This is a genomic window from Rhodococcus sp. IEGM 1406, assembly GCF_030056745.1.
In the GTDB taxonomy this organism is placed as follows: Bacteria; Actinomycetota; Actinomycetes; order Mycobacteriales; family Mycobacteriaceae; genus Rhodococcus_F; species Rhodococcus_F erythropolis.
The window spans coordinates 1,706,289-1,722,551 of the sequence record NZ_JASHKO010000001.1 but is presented as its reverse complement, the minus strand read 5'-3'; the positions used below and the strand labels follow the sequence as shown (position 1 = coordinate 1,722,551).

The following is a 16,263-nucleotide window of genomic DNA, read 5'->3' as shown; positions in this document are numbered from 1 at the left end:
GCTCGACGGCGGGATGTGATGAAACCGCCGCGTCAACCCTCGCGTTTGGGTCCACTCCATCAGAGAGCCTGAGGCCGGCCGCTACGAGAAGCGCTGACGACACCAGCGCAATGCCGATTGCAACTGCACGAAATTTCCTGCCCCGCGAACCTTCGATACTCACCCGTTTCCGTTTTCGAGCATCGGCGTTCACCGAATCAGCCACCCCTTCTCACACACGGCCTTACGCCGCAATGTCCGGTGACGTTGACATCCCGAACCTGGAAATCGAATTCCAATTCAATTCTGCTGCAAAGAATCCGAAGCTTGCGTGGGGTGACTCGACATGGAATCGGAATCGCCGCTTTCACCAGGTGATCTTACCTGCCGCTCATCGGTCGGCAACTCGTCGCTCGACCGGTTTACCTTCGGCGCGACTTTCGTCCGGAGCATCGAGCGCGGGATCGCCACCGTGGGACTGTCCAGATCACTCCGCGTGTAGCGCTCTTCGGTCTCTGCCGGCTCCCATTCGTCGAAATCGATTCGCACACCGTCGGCAATAGATTCACCGGAATCGGCCGAATCATGCTTGTCCACTTCATTCTTCCCCGTCGAGCCCATGCCCGGTTCTGTATGGACCGAATGCGCAGCGGCTCCCCGTTCGACGGGAGGCCACGCGCCGACTCGGTCATTCGATGCATCATTCACCGGAGGCTCGCTCGGCGAAGGCTTGTCGACCACGCTCACTCGGCTGCGGCCCTTGACCGAGCCACTACGTCCGGCACCCGTCAGCACAGCACCCAACAAGTTCGCGCCGGCAGCGCGCAGAGTGGCCACTGCCCCTTCCACCTCGTCCACCGACGAAATACTCTGTGTTGAAACAAGAACCACACCGTCGACGACTGAGCCGATCACAGTCGAATCGGTATAGAGCGATAAAGGTGGGCCCACGACGATCGTGTATTCGAAATTCTCGGTGACCTCCAAAAGCACCTCGCGTGCTGAGACCGATGCGATGGCGTCACCGGAATCGGATCGTATCGAGCCGGCGGGCAGCAGGGTCAATGTGCGACCAGGTACCTGAACGAGCGCGTCCACGAGCGGAATTGCGCCGGCAAGAACGTCGGAAAAGCCGGCTGCCGGTTTCATCCCCAAGTATGAATCCAAGCTCGGCGACCTCAAGTCACCGTCCACCAACAGTACTCGACGTCCCGCTTCGGACAGGACAACCGCGAGATCGGCTGCGATGCACCCCGCAGGCTCCGAGTACCGAGGCGAGGCGATAAGGACCGAACGGATCGCGTCGGCACTCGGGCCGGCGAACTCGATACCTGTCCTGAGCTTGCGTATCGACTCGGCATAGGCGGTCGCGCCGTCGGCGGGGAATGTCAACGCGTGAGATCCCCGCGAAGCCGATTCCGGAACTGTCGCCAAAATCGGTACACCCGCAACGGCCGAGAGCATGGAAGCGCTTCGAACGGATCGATCGAGCCGCCCGAGGAGCACCCGGACGCCGACGCCGACGACCAGGCCACCGACGAGGCCGAACAGGGACGTCATCACGAGATTCGAACCCCCACTGGCATCTTCAGCGTTCGCCTCGGTGACCACCTGGACAGACGTATTCGGACGTCCACCACCGTTAGGGGTCTCCAACTGCCCGACATATTGTGCAAAATTCTTCGCATACGCATTGGCGATACCAGCCGATCCTTCGGCCGTCGAATCCGTGACAGAGACCTGCAAGAGCACAGTTTTCTCCACTGCTGCCGCCGAGACCTGCGAGGCCAACTCGTGTCCGCTCATTGGAAGACCCAGGTCGTCGATCACCTTGACCGCGAGATCGTCGCTCGAAAACAATTGGGCATAGGTCGCCGCTCGTTGTTGAGAAAACAGATCGCCCTGATAGGCACCGGCCGAGTCGGCGCTGATCGGCGAGCCGATGAACAGCACAGTTGTCGACGTGTACGAAGACGGACTCGAAATGGCCATGAAAGCACCGAGGATCAAGCCGAACACCGCGAAGACAGGTATTGCCCACCCCCGCCTCAGGATTCGCGCGGCAGAGCTGAGTGCATTCATGTGTTCGCCTTTCTTGGAGACCGCTGTGTGCGTGTGTCTCCGTCGCGCCGTGGCGTGTGACTTGCCACCGAGTCAGTTGTTTCGGGCCGACCGCCGGGCAACACTGCCCCTCGCTGCCCTCGGCGTGTGGTGGTCAGGAGGACCGAACCTTCGATTTTCGCACCTGCGATTTCCAGATCGTGAATCTTCGTCATCAAGTCCTGCCTGTTCGTCGAATGAGACTGAACGACAAGGATTATCGAACGACACACCTTGGCCAATCGACTCGAGTCAGCGTACTGCGTCCCGCCGGAGTCGAAGACAACCACAACGTCGAACCTGGCACTCAGATCTCGCAACATGCGTCCGAACGACTCCGACTCGAAGACTCGCTCGGGAGTTTCGGTCGGCGAACCGCTCCGGAGGAGAGTCGGCTGCAGCGGTGTCGAGATCAGAACATCGTCGAGGACGCTGTCCGACATGACGATGTCGGTGACCCCCAACTCGATATGAGCACGCGAGGATCGGAAGTTGCAGTCGACGAGAACCACCGAATACCCCAGAGCGCAAGCAGCATCGGCGATACCGCCAGCTGCGAACCTGCTGATCTCCCCCTCGTCGGCAGCGGTCACGAGCACAGGTGATGCCGGCGTGCCTGACCCGATGAGATCTCGGTTGAACTGCAGTCTCTCGAAAGAACTTCTCGATGCCGACTGAGCACCTTCCTCGGCGGACAGTCCCCTGTCACCGAGGTACGGGATGGACTCGAGCACAGGTAGACCCGTCCAGGCCACCAATTCGTCGACACCCTGAACTGCTCTCGACCTCGCAGCAGCCAAGATCACACCAGTCACTCCAACCATCGATCCGACGACCAACCCCAGAAGAAGGTTCGGAATCGTCTGCGGGCCAGACGGGCTCGTCGGTGCTGACGCCGTGACGACAGTCAGCGGCTGAACCGTCGGGATCAAAGTCCCACTCGGCGTCTCGAGCCGCCGGATCGTCTCGTTCATCTCATCCGAAGCCGCGTTCGTCAGTTGCAGCGCCCGATCTGCACTGTCGGCGGTCCCAGAGATTTCGAGCAACACGGTGTCGGGCACAACGCGAACCGAAATGCTCTCGACGTCACGAAGACCACTCTCGCCCAGACGACTTGCGACACGGGCCGAGAAGTCGGCACCTTCCGCCAGACGCGTGTACGTACCGGCTCGTTGCTGCGAGAACTCGTCACCTTGGAAAGGGCTCGAATCGGCATTGCCCAGAGTGGTCGGTGTTCCCCACCCTGGCGTGGTGAGAAAGAGTTCGGTCGAGGACTTGAAAGTGGTCGGCGTGAGCATTGTCAACAGAACGCCTACCAGCAGGCCGAGCACTGTCGAGATGCCGACGACAATCCACCTGTCACGAAGGACTTCGAAGAAACGGGACGGGTTCATCGGAGAATCCCACCGTTGGGCGCGCCGTCGCGAATCACACCGGAGGCAGTCAGCGATTCCACCAGCTTCTGAGCAATCACTGCATTCCCCACTGCATTCGGATGTACACCGTCCTCGAATTTCAGTGATTCGAGGTCGACGTCGGCGTACCAACCGTCTGCAACGGGATCGATCACGGTCGCGGCAACCGATTCCCCGTAACTTCGCAGCGCTGACACGAATTGCTCGTATCCTTCGTACGGCACTGGTGTGACGTATGTCGGCACGATGATCACCAGACGCGCATCCGGCCATGCATCCCGGACGGCGTCGATGTACGACGTCATGACGGGAAACAAATCCATCGGACTCATGTGCAGATCGTTTCGCCCACCGTCCACGAAAATGATGTCCGCTCGATACCGCTCGATCGACACCGGTAGTCGATTCGCGAATCGTGTTGTAGTTCCCTGATACTCCGGTGCGCCGTCGTTGGTGAAACCGGTGCTTCCCTGTGCATCGACATTGCAGTCCCACCCCATCCGGACGCAGATGATTCTCGGGTACGCCCCGAGCCCGATTCCGTTGATGCCCGCAGTGAAGCTGTCGCCGAACCACATCGATGCCGGCGCTGTGTCCGCCGGCAACTGAGGAACCGTGGTCGCTGCGGTGAGGGCGGACCGGCCGTTTTCGGCAGCCGAATTCTGACGCACGGCCAGCGCCGTCGCACAGACGACCAATACCACCAGCAGAACAAGACCCACGAGTTCCAGCGGGCGACGGCCAGAGATTCTCGACGAGAATCGGCTCGTCCGAGTCATCGAGTCGCCTCCCGTCGTGAGACGAAGAATGCACAGCCGATGATGACGAGGAAGTACGACATCGCTTGCAGCAGTGACCCTCTGAGAAGAATGATCAGGTAGAAGGGCAGGATGCAGGCAAGAATCGTCGGCGCCCTGGACTGGCGCAGCGACAGTTCGATTCTTCTGTCCTGAATCCCCGCGATCAGGCCCAGAGCAACCATTCCGGCTATCAACGCGATCCACCCACCGTTGACGAACAACTCGGACCACAACGGCGCAGAAAGGTTCTTGACCGTGTAGTTGCGGCTCTCCGCGAGCAGGATGCCCGTGTCCGTAGCTTTGCCGGGCCAGATGGTCCGCGGAATCCAGAAAAGAACAACTCCGAGTGCCTGCTTGCCATCGGTAACCCCGTGCGTATTCACAAAGTTTACGGTGTTGTTGACCTGTGCAAATGCGTCGTAGTCCGGAGACGTGAGCGATTCGAGTGGCGAGCTTGTCTTGAACTGTGCCGACGTGCTGTACCTGAACGCATCGGCGAGCGGAAAGACCAGAACAAGTGCCGCCACGGCAAGCAGGGCAACCACACGGAATCGAACGCGGGTCGCGAAGAGTCCGAAAAGTGCCGCCACGGCGAGTGCTGCAGTACCGAACAGATACCTCGCACTCGAGATCGGATTGAACGTCAACAACAGCACGGCTCCGAGCACGATGGCGCAGAGAAGAAACAGACGATCCGCTCCGGGATTCTGATCACGGTATTTGACCACCGCGATGAATGCGACGAGCAAGGACATCATCGCGACGGCGCCGATGATGCTGGCGACCGTGGATTGCCCCAGCGACGCACTCGCCTGCTCCACCACGGCACTTCGGCTCGACAGAAGCGTCCCTACACCGAGTTTCTTGATGTAGTACGCGTTGGCGACCAGGGCACAACCGGCAAGAATCAAAACCCGAACGGGATCCACACGCACGCTCGTGGCGTTTCCCCATCGCGTGTCTCTGATTCGACGCCAGACCGCACCGGAGAACACTAATCCCACCAGGAAGCCGACGATCCCCAGAAGGACGATCGAGACCGCCGTCGAGTTGAGGGACGGATCCACTCGCGGCGTCGTAGGAGGAATCTCTCGCAGGCGGAGCTGAGCAAGCGGGGCAAGACCCATGAAGACATAGGTGAAGACCCAGAACGACATCTCGACGAGCCGACGAAAGCCCTCGCCGACAATCCACGCGTAGCGCAATCCCGAAATCGTGGTGACGGCAAGTACCGCCATCCACACGCGCCCTGGGGGTGTCGGAGTGAACTCAACGACTGCGAAAGGCACGATGATCACCATGATCACTGCGGTCCAGATCGCAATCAGTGGTGGCATCAACGAGTCTCGCCGATTGACGTCGAATTCCGCGAACTCGTGAGGCTTTGTCCGCCCGCTGGAAATTGTTTTCACGTGGTCGTCCCGGCCAGTGCGCCTGTTCGTGTTCGGCGCAGGTCGCCGGGTTCGGAACGATCAACAGTGGACGGCACGATCACAGGGCTTTCGCGGCCAGAGTGCTTCCGTTGGGCAGCAACCACCAGGCAGACTGCGACCAGGATGGATGAGAGCGCCAGTCCGATCGCGACTCCGACCGCGGTTCCAGTGAAGGCTGCAGCCGCACTGCAGATGACAATTGCCGTGAGACTCTGGACGATTCGCAGTTTGAGCAGTCGTCCACTGGCTCCTTGAGTGCGGTAAAGATTGTAAACGCCCGCTATCCAACAGATCGCCGCGTACTCGAGTCCGAGAAACGGCAGGACATGGCGCGCCTCGGCCCAGGACTCTCCGAGAACGACCCGGCCGAGTGCATCTGGAAGGAAGGGAGCGGCAAATCCGATCGTTGCCGCCATCGCGGATGTGAGCCACGCTGCATAGCGCAGTGTGCTCCACACCTGGCGCGCGGTGTGGCCGGCCCGAACGGATTCGGGAATGACGATCAGTGGTAGCGAGCTGATCAGCACGGCGAACGGACCCAGGACGGTCACTGCTCCGCGCAAAGACGCGGCAGCCACCGTTCCGATGAAGGCTGTGGACACCGCGACGATCACGATTGCGGCCAGTTGGTCGATACCGCTCTCGAATCCGAACCGGATTCGATGGGTCCAGAACGACGTCCACCAGCGATACAGACCAGTCAGTCGCGGTAGCGTCTGTACGCGAATCATCAGGTAAACGAGTGCAAGCGCTCCGGCGAGGGACCACAGCCAGATCATCTCAGCGATCGAAAGTGCCTCTGGTCGAAGCCAAGTCACGACAAGCACACCGAACGCCACACTGGCCCACAACGCGTCGCTGAAGAACGCATGTTCCGGTTCTCCCATCGACATCGCGGTGAACCGCAAGGCATCCTGCGCGAGGACAACCGGTGCGGCGACGGCGTATGCAATCCCCACCTGCGGTTCGTGCAGGAAAACAGAGACTCCGAGGGCAACGATCCCGACTACGATTCCGAAGAAGGCCGCACCCGAGATCGCATGTCTGCTCTCCGTGCGAATCCTGTTGCGGCTGTATGCACTCATCAACAGCAGCGGTGTGCCCACTGCGCCTCGAACGAATCCGAGCGCAGCCGTGAGGATGGAGAAAACGAGGATCGCCAGACCGAACTCACTCACGGACGACGGGCCTGCCATCGCGAACAGAATCAACGCGTTGCTGACACTGGACAGCACCTGATCACCCGCGCTGAACAGCACGCGCAGTTTGAGACCCGCCACGTCTCTCACCTCCCCCCTTGCGCTCGCTGCATTCCGAGACTTCGATGTTCCGCGACCGAGATTTCAAGACCGAGATCAATTTGAAACCATCGGTCGGCTCAGTTCACTCAAAACAGTCTATAGGATTGTTTACTGCGAAGTAGCCGAGGAGTACGAAGTGCCTGCAGACGCACCGTGGGACGCAGGCTTCCGCTATCGCTCGCCGAAGTGAAATCCTGTTTCCATCGTGACGTCGGCACCCGACAGGCCAGCGGCAGTCTTCACCGCCGCCATCAATGAGGCCTTCGCGACATGTCCACCGGAATGACTGAACGTGCAATCGGAGACGTTCCCAGTCGCCCGAATGTTGATCGACAGCGCGTTCGGGGCGTAGGTCTGCATGCCACCGGAGTACACGAGTCGGCCATCCAGCTTCGCATACGGTCGATCGGCTGGGAGACGAAAACACGACATACTGGTGGTCAGAGGCTGTTCCACAATCTCGTCACCTTCGCCGGCCCCACCGCTGGATCCGTGCCTGTAGTCAGCTGCGCGCGCGACCACCTCGCCTACTGATCGACGGATCAGCGCCTCACCCGACCGAATTCGCGACGACAGTTCACGCGCTACGTCCGCAGGGTCATCGACCGACCAATCGGCCCGAAATGGTATGTGACTGAACGCATTCCCATCGGTGAGCCCGAGAACCGGGGAATACGAGCGAAGGTCCGCCACCACGTGATGACTCTCGTGAGCCCCACGTCCCAACGCGGCGAGTAGTGCGCAGTAGAAGTAGACCGACGGCAATTTGCGATCAGTACTGCCCTCGAGCCGAGCGAAATACCACCACGCGCGTGAATCCAATGCATCAATGCCCGACTCGTCCGGGCGAGCAACAGGACGCGGAACCTCGTTCCGCATACCGACAATCTGCCGTATCGCGCCGAAAGATGCTTTGGGACGAGCGACGGACATCCGAAGTCCGCCCTCGACGATCCTGCGCGCAGTCAACGGCCGCCGGTCCTGACGATCGGGCGCACAGTCAGGACTCAACCCACTCAATGCCAGAAAGAGTCGTTCCGACTTCGGCATGAACACGGTCTCGTCACCGAATCGGTGCGAGTAGATCAGTCCGAGCATTCCGGCACTTACGACCAACACGATTGTCGACGGGTCGACGAGGCGACTGTTGTGGAAGAAACTCACGAAGACCTTGTTGAATTCGTCGACATCGACGGTGTCGAACTCGTCGGGGAGATCGCCTGCCACGTCGTCGAGCACCAGATGCTCGGGTTCGATTTCGGATTCATCGACTCGGCGCACCAGCACGACGCGCACACGGATGTCGTCCGCGGGATCGAAAACATTGCTGATCCACACCGAAATCGCGTCGTCGACTACTGACGGTACAACTGTCGCAAACGCCTGCTGAGTATTGCAGCAGTAGATGTTCCCCCACGGATCAGACCTCATCATTTCCCCTCCGCCGCCGAATACACAACAAACCGCAAGACGGTCAAAGTGCGATCGAACATTCACGCAGACCATTGCATGAGCACAGAATTGCACATGGTGCGAGAGCGCAGAATCTGGACCCGCCCGGACGCACACCACCCACCTCGACGCAACTATCACCAGAATCACATCCACCCAGTTATTTTTCGGCTAAATCAGTCGTCCAGACGGTGTGCATGTCGGAATCCACCAGGGCGATTCGCCCATTTTGTCGAGTCCATCCAGCTGACCAGGTTGATAAACCGCCCTACTGGCGCTTAAATAGCTTGAATAAAACCGTTTGACTGTTTAACGCGCATTTTCCCAACCGGAGGTTCGTCATCAGTACACAGACCGACCAGATGCACGAGCACCCTGTCGACGATTCGGCGATTCCCGAGTTACCGACAAGTGCCACTGTCGGCTCGCTGAACATCACAATCCTCGGCATCAACTACGCGCCGGAAACCACGGGGATAGCTCCGTACATGACGGACCTTGCCGAATCGCTCGGTGAGCGCGGACACGAGGTGCACGTTGTCACCGGGTACCCGCACTATCCGGCATGGGAAATCGACGCTTCGTATCAGGGACGGTCGATAGACGAGGTCGTGAACGGCGTTCATGTTCACCGACGCCGCCACTTCGTGCCGAACCCACCGAACGCATTGGGACGAATCAAAATGGAGCTGAGTTTCGGCGCACGTGCCGCCAGCTCCGGGTGGAACACACCTGATGTGATCGTGTGTACCAGTCCGGCATTGCTGGCCACTGCGATGGTCCTCGGACGTGCTCGGCTGACGCCCAAACGTCCGGCAATCGGGGTCTGGGTCCACGACTTGTACGGACAAGGCGTCGTGGAGACCGGCGCGATGACAGGCCGCAGTGCCCGCGCAACGTCGAAGCTCGAGGCGGCTGTCGTGAAGTCCGCCGACGGAATCGCCGTCGTCCATGACCGTTTCGTCGACCACGTCGTCAACGAACTTCACGTCCCACGCGAACGAGTCACCGTCGTTCGGAACTGGACGCATGTGGCACCGATCGATGTGGACGATCTCACCGCCGCACGCACCAGATTCGGGTGGTCGCCCGACGAAACCATAGTTCTGCACACCGGAAACATGGGCGTGAAGCAAGGTTTGGAGAATGTGGTGGAGGCGGCTCGACTCGCCGACGAGCAGAATCTGCCCATCCGATTCGTTCTGGTCGGCGACGGCAATCAGCGACCGAACCTCGAAGCCGCGGCAGTGGGAGTCAATCGAATCGACTTCGTCCGTCCACTCGACGACCAGGACTTCCGTACTGCCATGGCCGCCGCTGACGTTCTACTGGTCAACGAGGCACCCGGAATCGTCGGGATGGCAGTGCCGAGCAAGTTGACGTCGTACTTCAGCAGCGGTACCCCGATCGTCGCCGCGACCGACGTGGCATCCACGACTGCTGACGAGATCCGTGCTTCCGGTGCCGGCGTCGTCACGCAGAACGGCGATCCCGCCGGCCTGCTCACCGCGACCCTACAACTCGCGGGCGACGCGGAGACCTCCGCCAGACTTGGCGCCGCCGGGGTCCGGTACTGCGCTACCGCGGTCGGTAAAACCGCGTCCATCGACAAATGCGAACAGTGGATCCGCGACCTGGTGGCCGGCCGGAGTCAGCACGCGAGCCACTCGGAACAACACGTCACACATCTCGACGCACATCTCGACTCGGATCCGAAGACGACGAACACAGACAAGGCAGCTGACGCTCGATGACCAAACGCGCACTCATCACAGGGATCACCGGACAGGACGGTTCCTATCTGGCAGAACTGTTGTTGGCCAAAGGTTATGAAGTACACGGATTGATCAGACGCGCATCAACTTTCAACACGTCACGCATCGATCACCTCTATCAGGACCCTCACGAACAGGGCGCACGGCTGTTCTTGCACTACGGTGACCTGTCCGACGGCGCACGACTCGTCACGCTCTTGTCGAAGATCGCACCAGACGAGGTGTACAACCTCGCTGCGCAGTCGCACGTGCGGGTCAGCTTCGACGAGCCCGAACACACCGGCAACACAACCGGAATCGGGTCTATTCGTTTGCTCGAAGCAGTCCGCATGACGGGATTGCAGTGTCGCTTCTACCAGGCTTCGAGTTCGGAAATGTTCGGAGCCAGTCCACCTCCACAGAACGAGGACACCCCGTTCTATCCTCGGTCGCCGTACGGTGCCGCAAAGGTGTACTCGTATTGGGTCACCAGGAACTATCGCGAGGCCTACGGAATTCACGCAGTGAACGGGATCCTCTTCAATCACGAGTCACCCCGCCGCGGTGAAACATTCGTCACGAGAAAGATCACGCGTGCAGTCGCACGGATCCAGGCCGGGATCGAAGATTCGCTGTACCTGGGCAATTTGGACGCGGTAAGGGACTGGGGCTACGCACCCGAGTACGTCGAGGGTATGTGGCGGATGCTTCAAGTCGACGAACCAGATGACTACGTGTTGGCCACTGGAGGAAACTTCACGGTCCAGGATTTTGTCGTGGCCTCATTCGAACACGTTGGTCTCGACTGGCAGAAGTACGTCAAATTCGATCCTCGTTACCTTCGCCCGACAGAGGTGGACGCTCTGGTCGGCGACGCAGGCAAAGCCGAGGACAAATTGGGCTGGAAAGCGACAGTACAGACCCCAGAATTGGCTCGAATCATGATGGACGCCGACATCGCAGCATTGGCACATGCCGGCACACCGTGGATCGACACGCCACATCTCCCTGATTGGAAGATCTCGCTCTCATGATCACGACGAAATCGATTGCACCTCTTGATCGCAGCGCCCCGACATACATCGCCGGACACAAGGGGCTAGTGGGATCCGCGCTCTGGCGCAAGCTCGAGCAGAGTGGCTTCACCGACCTGATCGGCCGCACATCTGCCGAACTCGATCTGCGAAACCGCGCAGACGTGTTCGCCTTCTTCGAAGCCACCACACCGTCGTGCGTTGTCTTGGCTGCCGCGAAGGTCGGGGGAATCGTCGCGAACAACACATATCCGGTCGACTTCATCTCCGACAACCTCCAGATCCAGACCAACGTGCTCGACGCAGCGCTGCGGCACGGCGTGCGTCGATTGCTGTTCCTCGGGTCCTCGTGCATCTACCCGCGCCTGGCACCACAGCCGATCACCGAAGATCAATTACTGAACGGCCATCTCGAACCGACCAACGACGCATATGCGATCGCCAAGATTGCGGGAATCATCCAGGTCCAGGCCGTTCGCAGGCAGTTCGGGTTGCCCTGGATCTCGGCGATGCCGACAAGCCTGTACGGACCCGGCGACAACTTCTCGGAGAATGTTTCGCACGTACTTCCTGCGATGATCCGCCGTCTCGACCAAGCCAAGAAGGATGGAGTTGAATCCGTCACGAACTGGGGTTCTGGGAGCCCACGTCGAGAATTCCTCCACGTGGACGACTTGGCCGACGCACTCCTTCACCTACTCGACACCTTCGACGAGTCCGGACACATCAACGTCGGTACCGGTCACGACGAAACCATCAAAGATCTCGCAAACATTGTGGCCGAAGCAGTCGGATACGAAGGCCGAATGGACTGGGACACAAGCAAGCCCGATGGTGCACCGCGCAAACTACTCGACGTGTCCACACTGATGGCCACCGGTTGGCAACCACAGATCTCAACCCGCGAGGGCATCGAGTCGACCGTTGCCTGGTATCGCGAACACGTACGGGACTCGTCTGCAGCGGTCCGACTGTGAGCACAATCCGCACTCTGTCCGGATTCACCGGTGCCGGATACGACAAGGGACGCGGTCCGCTGGTTCAAATCTCCTGGCTCGTGATTTCCGGTGTACTGCTTTCTCATTGGTGGTGCCCCAACGGGATACGCGTTGCAGTTCTCCGGCGGTTCGGTGCAGACATCGCCGACGGGGTCCTGATTCGGCACCGCGTCCGTATCCACTGGCCGTGGAAGCTCACGGTCGGAGCAGACTCGTGGATCGGCGAGGGAACCTGGATACTCAATCTCGAACCCGTCACGATAGGGGCGAACACGGCTATCTCGCAGGATGTCCTCCTGTGTACGGGCAGTCATGATCACCGAAGTCCCACATTCGAGTTCGACAATGCCCCCATCGTCATCGGCGACCAGGCATGGATCGCCGCCCGCGCGACGATACTCCGAGGTGTAACGATCGGGGACAACGCAATCGTCGGCGCGACGGCTTTGGTGACGTCCGATGTTTCCGCCGGAACCACGATGTTGGCGCCACGGGCCGGCGCTGCACGATGAAGATACTGCAGATCGTCACTCTCTTCTCACCGGACGCCGCTTACGGAGGGCCTATCAGGGTCGCCCTCAATCAGTCGAAAGCATTGCAGGACAATGGCCATGACGTAACTATTGTCGCAGGTGAGCGTGGGTACGCGGTGCCCCCGACACGCGAGCAGGGTATCGCTCTGAAATTGTTTCCGGCGCGAACCGTGATCCCCAAGATCGGGTACGCGGGAATCGGCGCGCCGTCGATGCTTGTGTGGCTTCGCAAGCACATCCGAGAATTCGACGTCGTGCACATTCATCTCGCGCGCGACCTGGTGACCCTTCCTGCCGCCAAGTTGGCTCTTGCATACGGCATTCCAGTTTTCGCACAGACTCACGGGATGATCGACGAGACAGACAAGCTGCTGGCAAGACCGTTGGACGCCGCTCTCACGATCCCGGTCCTCAAACGCGCACGGACAGTGTTCTATCTCACCGAACGAGAACATGCAGACCTGCAGTCCGTTGTCGGAGACGGTCGCCTCAACTTGGTGGAACTCAACAACGGGATTCCGGAGGCGGAAGACCTCGAGTCGCCGCCTGTGGACAGATGCGACCCGCCCGAGGTCCTGTACCTCGCACGATTACAGGCAAGAAAGCGACCCCAGGTCTTCGTCGAAGCCGCAAAAGAGTTGTTGGACAGCGGACACACGGCGCACTTTTCGATAGTCGGACCGGATGAGGGCGAAGCAGAAGCCGTAAACCGACTGATCGACCGCTCCGGGCACAGCAGTGTCATCCGGTACGAAGGCCCACTTCCGTTCGACAAGTCTGCCGCACGATTTCGTCAAGCCGCGGTATACGTCTTGCCCTCCGTGAACGAGCCGTTCCCAATGTCCGTACTCGAAGCGATGGCCGCTGGACTGCCCGTCGTCGTCACCGACACGTGTGGCCTCGCACCACTGATTCGCGACGGTCGCTGTGGCCTCGTGATCGACAACGCCACCGAGTCACTGACTGCGGCGATCTCGTCGCTCTTGAAGGATCCCGTCGTCGCAGCAGAGATGGGCGCCCGCGCGCGAAATGTTGCTCGCGAACGACTAGGAATGCCTGCCGTTCGTGCGGTGCTCGAAACCCAGTACGGGCTCTGAGCGGCTCCCACATCTGCACTACAGGAAGTAATTGTGAAATCCACTCGCCCCAAGGTCCGTCGACGCATACTCGTTCTCAGCGGGATTGTCGGCGGACTTACTGCAATCACTGCCGCCGGCTGGCCGGTCTACGTCGATCCGGTGATCGACACACCCGAAATGGCCGACGCGATAGTTGTTCTCGGCGGTGATCACGACGGCAGAGAAGAGTACGGACTGTCCTTGGCCGAGCAGGGCTACGCGCCCCAGATCATCTTTTCGAATCCGTATCGAAGCAATGATCCGAAGATCAACGCGATATGCGAGGGAACCTACGACTTCGAGGTCAGCTGTTTCAAGCCAGATCCGTCGACCACGCGTGGTGAAGGACAGGAGATTCGGCGTCGTGCAGAGGCACAGGGATGGAAGCGCGTCATCGTTGTGACCTTCGTTCCCCATGTCTCTCGCAGTCGCTACATCATCAACCGCTGCTGGGACGGTGACATCGACGTAGTCGCGGACCCCCGACCACTTCCGGTCTGGGTCTGGGCCGCGAACTACGTGTGGCAAACCGCCGGGTATGTTCGCGCCCAGTTCCAGGAATGCTGACCGCCTCTGGCCGGTCAGTACGCTCCGTCACTCCTGAGCACTGCGGATACGGTCTTGGTGATGATCGAGATATTCTGCGCCGCAGACCAATTCTCCACGTAGGAAGAGTCCAGTCGAACAGATTCTTCCCACGAGAGGTCACTGCGACCACTTACCTGCCAGAGACCGGTGATGCCAGGCTTGACCAGCAGGCGCCGGGCAACCTCGTCGTCGTACATCTCGACCTCGCGCCGCAACGGCGGCCGCGGACCGACAACGCTCATCTCGCCGCGAATGACGTTGAAGAACTGTGGTAGCTCGTCGATGCTCAATCGACGAAGGATCTTGCCGACGGACGTGATTCGTGGATCCTCCCGCATCTTGAACAACACGCCTCCCGCGCCTTCGTTGTCCCCCATCAGATCGACAACCTGCTGATCGGCGCCTTCCACCATGGTACGAAACTTCAACATAGGGAACGGTTTCCCGTTGATGCCGATGCGTTCTGCCTTGTAGAACACCGGGCCTTTCGACGTGAACTTGACCGCAGCGGCGGCGGCGACCATGACCGGCGCCACGAGGAGGATCATCAGCATCGAGAACGCCGCGTCGAAAACAGCGGGCGCAAGCCGGTTGGCGCCCTGGTAGCGCGGTCGCGCAACGTGAATCAACGGGAGTCCTGCCGCCGGGCGAAACATCAAGCGAGCCTTCGACACGTCAGCTACGACCGGTGAAACCACCATGTCGACGCCCTCGGCTTCGAGGTCCCACATCAGCTTCCTTATGCCCACCTGCCCGAGGTCTTCGGTTCCGGTGACGATGACGGTGTCTGCGCCGCTTGCGCGCATCGCCTCGACCACCTCGAACTCGTTGCCCAATACCGGGACCGCTGCGCCGTCGACGACGATGTGATCGTCCAGCGCGGTCGCCCGACGCGGAATACACGCTCCCACAACGTCGTAGCCTGCCGAGGAGTCCCGCACGAAGGCTCGCGTAGTAGCAACGACGGACGCGTGTCCACCGACCAACAGCACCGAGTTGCGGCAATCCCCGCTCGCACGCTTCTTTCGAATGTCGCGTCGCCAGAGGTAGCGCCCGAGAAGCAGCGCAGCGAGCCCGACGGGCAGTGCGATCATGAGATAGCTACGCGCGATTCCTACGCCGAGAATGATCCCGGCCAGTGCGCCCACTCCGAAGACTTGGCCGGTAGCGAGCAGCACCTTCTCGTACTCGTCGCTGCCCTCGCCCAGCATCGACTGATGACGGCTGCGTCCGCGTGCGAGCGCGATCATCCACAGCCCTCCCAGCGCTGCAGACGCAATCACCTTGAGTGGTGTCAGCCACTCGATCGGATGCGGCCACATGCTGCCGATCTGTGCGAGCGCGATCACGAACAGAACCGTGATCGAATCGCTCACGGCAATCCGCTTCCGGTATGCCCGACGCCAGTCGGTGCCGACATGAGCGGAATCCTGCAATGCTGCCGACCGGCTCTCCACCTCAGCATGAACGCTCATTTGCCATCAGTCCTTCTAGTCATTCGAATGACTTCAGCGGGTCGAACGGATTCAGCGGATCGCTGATCGGTAGCCACTGCGAGCCTCCAGGTACGGCAACACCCCGCCGGTTGCCGTACCTCGCTGCTCGCAGTGCAGAAACGAACCGTCATCGGACCCCCCTACATAACTGCCGATCAAGGGCCACTTCGTGCGATAAAACGACCCAGTGTTGCTCATTTCGTACGTAAACATACCTTAGGTTTGTTTCAACTGCACTCACCGAGTCCAGGCTATTTTTCGG

The 16,263-nt window shown here is 60.1% G+C and carries 13 protein-coding genes; 6 read left to right on the top strand and 7 right to left on the bottom strand.

Annotated elements, in window-relative coordinates; all coding sequences use genetic code 11:
• Positions 1 to 279: 279 nt before the first annotated feature.
• The 6 genes from QM596_RS08320 to QM596_RS08295 all read right to left on the bottom strand — a co-directional run bounded on the left by QM596_RS08320 (position 280) and on the right by QM596_RS08295 (position 8,462).
• Positions 280 to 2,061, bottom strand: coding sequence for a tyrosine-protein kinase domain-containing protein (locus tag QM596_RS08320; RefSeq protein ID WP_283308646.1), 1,782 nt, complete (start codon positions 2,059 to 2,061; stop codon positions 280 to 282).
• Positions 2,058 to 3,473 (bottom strand): hypothetical protein, encoded by a 1,416-nt coding sequence (locus QM596_RS08315; protein WP_283308645.1) that lies wholly within the window; start codon positions 3,471 to 3,473, stop codon positions 2,058 to 2,060. The genes QM596_RS08320 and QM596_RS08315 overlap by 4 nt, the downstream gene beginning before the upstream one ends.
• Positions 3,470 to 4,273, bottom strand: coding sequence for an SGNH/GDSL hydrolase family protein (locus QM596_RS08310; protein ID WP_283308643.1), 804 nt, complete (start codon positions 4,271 to 4,273; stop codon positions 3,470 to 3,472). Before QM596_RS08310 ends, QM596_RS08315 begins: the two co-directional genes overlap by 4 nt.
• Positions 4,270 to 5,706, bottom strand: coding sequence for an oligosaccharide repeat unit polymerase (locus QM596_RS08305; RefSeq protein ID WP_283308642.1), 1,437 nt, complete (start codon positions 5,704 to 5,706; stop codon positions 4,270 to 4,272). The genes QM596_RS08310 and QM596_RS08305 overlap by 4 nt, the downstream gene beginning before the upstream one ends.
• The gene (locus QM596_RS08300; RefSeq protein ID WP_283308641.1) at positions 5,703 to 7,007 is read right to left on the bottom strand and encodes an MATE family efflux transporter; all 1,305 of its coding nucleotides are present in this window, start codon (positions 7,005 to 7,007) and stop codon (positions 5,703 to 5,705) included. The genes QM596_RS08305 and QM596_RS08300 overlap by 4 nt, the downstream gene beginning before the upstream one ends.
• Positions 7,008 to 7,199: 192 nt before the next feature.
• Positions 7,200 to 8,462, bottom strand: a complete 1,263-nt coding sequence (locus tag QM596_RS08295; protein ID WP_283308640.1) for a hypothetical protein — start codon at positions 8,460 to 8,462, stop codon at positions 7,200 to 7,202.
• A gap of 380 nt (positions 8,463 to 8,842) precedes the next feature.
• Between QM596_RS08295 and QM596_RS08290 the strand changes: the two genes are divergently transcribed.
• Genes QM596_RS08290 through QM596_RS08265 form a run of 6 tightly spaced genes read left to right on the top strand, consistent with a single transcriptional unit; the run spans position 8,843 to position 14,484 of the window.
• Positions 8,843 to 10,234, top strand: a complete 1,392-nt coding sequence (locus QM596_RS08290) for a glycosyltransferase family 4 protein (protein ID WP_283308639.1) — start codon at positions 8,843 to 8,845, stop codon at positions 10,232 to 10,234.
• A complete protein-coding gene (gene gmd / locus QM596_RS08285; RefSeq protein ID WP_060939758.1) occupies positions 10,231 to 11,268 on the top strand; it encodes a GDP-mannose 4,6-dehydratase in 1,038 nt (345 codons plus the stop codon). The genes QM596_RS08290 and gmd overlap by 4 nt, the downstream gene beginning before the upstream one ends.
• Entirely contained in the window at positions 11,265 to 12,245 is a 981-nt protein-coding gene (locus QM596_RS08280; RefSeq protein ID WP_029255880.1) for a GDP-L-fucose synthase family protein, read from the top strand. The genes gmd and QM596_RS08280 overlap by 4 nt, the downstream gene beginning before the upstream one ends.
• Complete coding sequence (locus QM596_RS08275; RefSeq protein WP_029255881.1) at positions 12,242 to 12,778, top strand: DapH/DapD/GlmU-related protein; 537 nt, start codon at positions 12,242 to 12,244, stop codon at positions 12,776 to 12,778. Before QM596_RS08280 ends, QM596_RS08275 begins: the two co-directional genes overlap by 4 nt.
• Positions 12,775 to 13,896, top strand: a complete 1,122-nt coding sequence (locus QM596_RS08270; protein ID WP_029255882.1) for a glycosyltransferase — start codon at positions 12,775 to 12,777, stop codon at positions 13,894 to 13,896. Before QM596_RS08275 ends, QM596_RS08270 begins: the two co-directional genes overlap by 4 nt.
• 33 nt (positions 13,897 to 13,929) lie before the next feature.
• Positions 13,930 to 14,484: a YdcF family protein gene (locus tag QM596_RS08265; protein WP_029255883.1), complete on the top strand. Its 555-nt coding sequence runs from the start codon at positions 13,930 to 13,932 to the stop codon at positions 14,482 to 14,484.
• A gap of 14 nt (positions 14,485 to 14,498) precedes the next feature.
• Here QM596_RS08265 and QM596_RS08260 read toward each other — a convergent pair whose 3' ends face one another.
• Positions 14,499 to 15,980 (bottom strand): sugar transferase, encoded by a 1,482-nt coding sequence (locus QM596_RS08260; RefSeq protein ID WP_283308638.1) that lies wholly within the window; start codon positions 15,978 to 15,980, stop codon positions 14,499 to 14,501.
• Positions 15,981 to 16,263 lie beyond the last annotated feature (283 nt).